Raw genomic sequence first — 3,833 nt, forward strand, 5'->3', positions numbered from 1 at the left:
TTTATTCTGCTGGCATCTCCTCTAATGTAACTGCTACAATTTTATTTTTCCCTTGCCGGTTTATCTCAACATTAACAACACTACCGACATTCTGACTATCTAAGGCTTCACGCAATTGTGCCACATTATTAGTTGGCAGATTGGCAATATTTAAGATAATATCGCCTTCTTGTAACCCAGCGTTACTAGCCGGAGCATTAGGAGCAACTTTAACTATTAATACTCCACTGTCAAAATTAACTTGGTAGCCTTGCTTGGTCGCAATATTTTTATCAACAATACCTATTCCTAAATAGGCTCTAACTACTCTGCCTTTAGTAATTAAAGATTCGACAATCGGTCTAACCGTGTTAATCGGTATCGCTAAGCCAATTCCTTCAACCCCTTCAAGGGCAATCTTCGCACTATTAATGCCGATAACTTGCCCATCGGCATTTACTAATGCCCCGCCAGAATTACCGGGATTAATGGCCGCGTCAGTTTGCAGTAAACTAAATCTGCGTTCACCGATTTCAATGGAGCGATTTAAGGCGCTGATAACACCGGTAGTTACACTGCCTTGAAACTCTAACCCCAAGGGATTACCAATCGCTATTACCGGCTCACCTACTACACTAGCATCAGAATCACCTAATGTTGCGCTCGGTAAATTAGTGTCTTCAACTTTTACCACTGCTAAATCCGTCGCCGGATCAGCACCGAGAACTTTCCCTGCTAGCACTCTACCATCTGCTAAGGACACTAAAATTTCTTGGGCATTAGCAATAACATGATTATTAGTAATAATATAACCGTTAGGATCAATTATTACGCCTGAGCCGGTGCCTTGATCCACTAATACTTTGTTATTATACCAATCCCGCGCCAAAGCTTTATTAGTTATCCCCACAACCGCCGGCCCTACCGTTTGAGCAACTTTTACCACCGGCGTATTACGAGCAGCACTTAAGGGTTGTTTCGGCGGTGGGGTTAAGTTCGGTAAATTATTAGTTAGGGTAAGTAAATTTTTTTGATAAATATTGTTGGCATAGGTCACTAAACTGCCACCTATCAACATCCCAATTAATAATACAATAATATATGGAGTAATTTTTTTATAATTAATATTCATAATAGATTCCTCCTACACTTATTTATATTCCCACAATTTCATTAGGCTTAGTTAATTTAATTTCTAGGTCTAGCTTTAAATCTAACCCTTGCTCTTCAAGAATAGTATTGACTGTTTTTTGGGCAATCTTAGGGGTATTATTTTCTTCGCTAAGATGTGCTAATAAGACCTTACAGTGTTTTTGTTTATTCATCCGTGCTAGCGTCCACGCTGCATCCATATTGGAAAGATGACCTTTATTACTTAAAATTCGTTGTTTTAAGTAATAAGGATAAGACCCATTTTTCAAAATATCAACATCATGATTAGATTCTAGTACTAGGTAATCTGAATAATCAATACACTTTTTAGCTGTGGTTGTGACAAAGCCTAAATCTGTTGCCACAGTACATTTTTGATCATTGGCAAAAATACTAAAACCGATCGGATCGGCGGCATCATGTGAGATATCAAACGTTTCTATTTTGACTTTGCCCAAATCTAAACTGTTATAAATCGGTCTAAAACATTCTTTTGGTATATCATTTTTACAAAACATCGCTTGAAAAGTATCACTACGCGAGTAAAGTGGTGTTTTATACTTTTTCGTCAGCGTTGGTAAACCGCTAATATGGTCACGATGTTCATGAGTAATTAGCACGCCATCTAACGTAGCAATATCAATATTCAGTTCATCCAGGCAATTTTTTATTCTTCTGGCACTGATTCCGGCATCAATTAATAAATTAGTATCGCCACTTTGTACCAAGGTCGCATTGCCTTTGCTCCCACTTGCTAATACATGAACCTTCATATTTTACCTCTTATTTTAAAGTTCTAACGCTATTTGTGCTCTTACCGCGCTCGCTACCTCAGTTGGTATCGCCGTTAATAATAACTCTCTGATTTGTGCTAACTGTTGCTGACTTTTTGCTTCAAACCGTAATGTAAAGAGTGGTTCAGTTACCGAAGCTCTAATCATTCCCCAGCCATCAGCAAATTCTATTCTGACGCCATCAATTAAATTGGGGTTATACTCTTTTAGTTTTTCTGCTATCTCGGCTAAAACTTCCTCTTTGTCATTATGTTTATAGTGAATCCGATATTCCGGTGTCACTAGGTAATTAGGAATTTCGTCTATCAATTGCGACAATTTACCTTTTTGCATCACATATTCCGCTACTTTAATTCCGCCAAACATTCCATCGTCGTTACCTAATTCTGAAAAGAAAAAGTGTCCGCTGATTTCGCCGGCAAAAAATGCTTTTTCTTTGATAAATGCCATTTTGCTGAAGGTATGACCGGCTCTTGCCATAATAGCTCTACCCCCGGCCTTAGCAATTTCTTCCGGCACCACCATTGAACATTTGGCATCATAAATAATATTGCCACTGCCTTGTTGCAAATAATAGCGTGACAACAATACTAAAATATCATCATTGTCAACAGCTCTACCGTTTTCATCAACAAAGGCCGCTCGATCACCATCGCCATCAAACGCCACCCCTAAGTCCGCATTTGTTTCTAAAACTTTTTGACATAGCGCTCCTAAATTAGTCGGGATAGACGGATTCGGCGAGCGGTTAGGGAAGTTTCCATCAGGCTCACAAAACAGTTCTACTACATCATAACCACAAGCTCTAAACAAGTTTGGGGCAATCTTAGACACCGCTCCATTGCCGGCATCCAACACCACTTTAAGCTGACCTTTCTTCGCTTTAGCACTAATATAGTTAATGTAATCATCAATAATATCAATAGTCGTAACAACACCGTTACCATCAACTTTAGCATCGACCTGCACCAAGCGTTCAATCTCTTTGATGTCTGCTTCCTTCACCGGATTTTCTCCTAATACTAATTTAAAACCGTTATATTGAGCCGGATTGTGAGAAGCGGTTATCATCACTCCACCTTCGGCCATTTGAGTTTTAATTGCGTAATAAAAAACCGGAGTCGCTACAATACCAATATCAATAACTTCACAGCCAGAAGCTTTTAAACCTGCTATGATAATATCCTTAAAAGTTACCGTAGTAGTTCTGATATCACCACCTACTACAACTTTTTTATTTTGCAATTTTACACCAATAGCTCTGGCAATTTTTTGTGCCATCTCTATTGTTAACTCACTTAAGGCCACGCCTCTAATATCACAAGCATGAAATAATGCCATATAATTCTCCTTAAACTTAAATATTAATAATAATTCTTATTTTAAACTTTAATTTTTTTTCTTACAAGCTATATTTATTTACTTTTGTTCTCTGGATAAATATAGTAAGCTTATTATGATTTAATTATTATAGAAAGGTCTGATAAAATGAAACAACCGTTATACAAATATCTTTATTTTCAGGTTATTGTCGCTATAATTATTGGTATTTTATTAGGTCATTTTCAACCAACGCTCGGCTCCAACTAGGTGACGGCTTTATAAAGTTGATTAAAATGATTATCGCACCAATTATCTTTTGTACCGTAGTAATTGGAATCGCCAGTATGGGCGATGTAAAAAAAGTAAGGCGGGTCGGTGGCAAGGCGCTCCTCTACTTTGAAGTATTATCAACAGTAGCCTTAACCATTGGTTTAATCATTATGAATTTCTTTCGTCCAGGTTCCAATATGAATGTTGATGTTAGCTCCTTAGATCCAGCTTCCGTAGCCAATTATACCAAAGCTGCTTCTAGCAATCATGGGTTTGCGGATTTTTTGTTAAATATAATTCCCTCTACGGTCGTTG

3 protein-coding genes and 1 pseudogene are annotated in these 3,833 nt (G+C 37.8%); 1 reads left to right on the forward strand and 3 read right to left on the reverse strand.

Going from position 1 to position 3,833, the window contains the following annotated elements:
- Position 1: 1 nt before the first annotated feature.
- From KBI38_08105 to KBI38_08115, 3 genes are read right to left on the reverse strand one after another with little or no spacing between them, the layout of a single operon-like run.
- Positions 2–1,111, reverse strand: coding sequence for a trypsin-like peptidase domain-containing protein (locus KBI38_08105; GenBank protein ID MBP8630008.1), 1,110 nt, complete (start codon positions 1,109–1,111; stop codon positions 2–4).
- 22 nt (positions 1,112–1,133) lie between these two features.
- Positions 1,134–1,904: an MBL fold metallo-hydrolase gene (locus KBI38_08110; protein ID MBP8630009.1), complete on the reverse strand. Its 771-nt coding sequence runs from the start codon at positions 1,902–1,904 to the stop codon at positions 1,134–1,136.
- 15 nt (positions 1,905–1,919) lie between these two features.
- Complete coding sequence (locus KBI38_08115) at positions 1,920–3,266, reverse strand: phosphomannomutase/phosphoglucomutase (protein MBP8630010.1); 1,347 nt, start codon at positions 3,264–3,266, stop codon at positions 1,920–1,922.
- Positions 3,267–3,413: 147 nt separating this feature from the next.
- Here KBI38_08115 and KBI38_08120 point away from each other — a divergent pair.
- Positions 3,414–3,833, forward strand: a pseudogene (locus KBI38_08120) (cation:dicarboxylase symporter family transporter).

It is taken from the genome of Negativicutes bacterium, assembly GCA_018052945.1.
GTDB lineage: Bacteria > Bacillota > Negativicutes > JAGPMH01 > JAGPMH01 > JAGPMH01.

Excerpts from the sequence above, each read along its gene's own strand:
- KBI38_08105 (MBP8630008.1), bottom strand. The coding sequence starts at position 1,111 with ATGAATATTAATTATAAAAAAATTACTCCATATATTATTGTATTATTA.
- KBI38_08110 (MBP8630009.1), bottom strand. The coding sequence starts at position 1,904 with ATGAAGGTTCATGTATTAGCAAGTGGGAGCAAAGGCAATGCGACCTTG.
- KBI38_08115 (MBP8630010.1), bottom strand. The coding sequence starts at position 3,266 with ATGGCATTATTTCATGCTTGTGATATTAGAGGCGTGGCCTTAAGTGAG.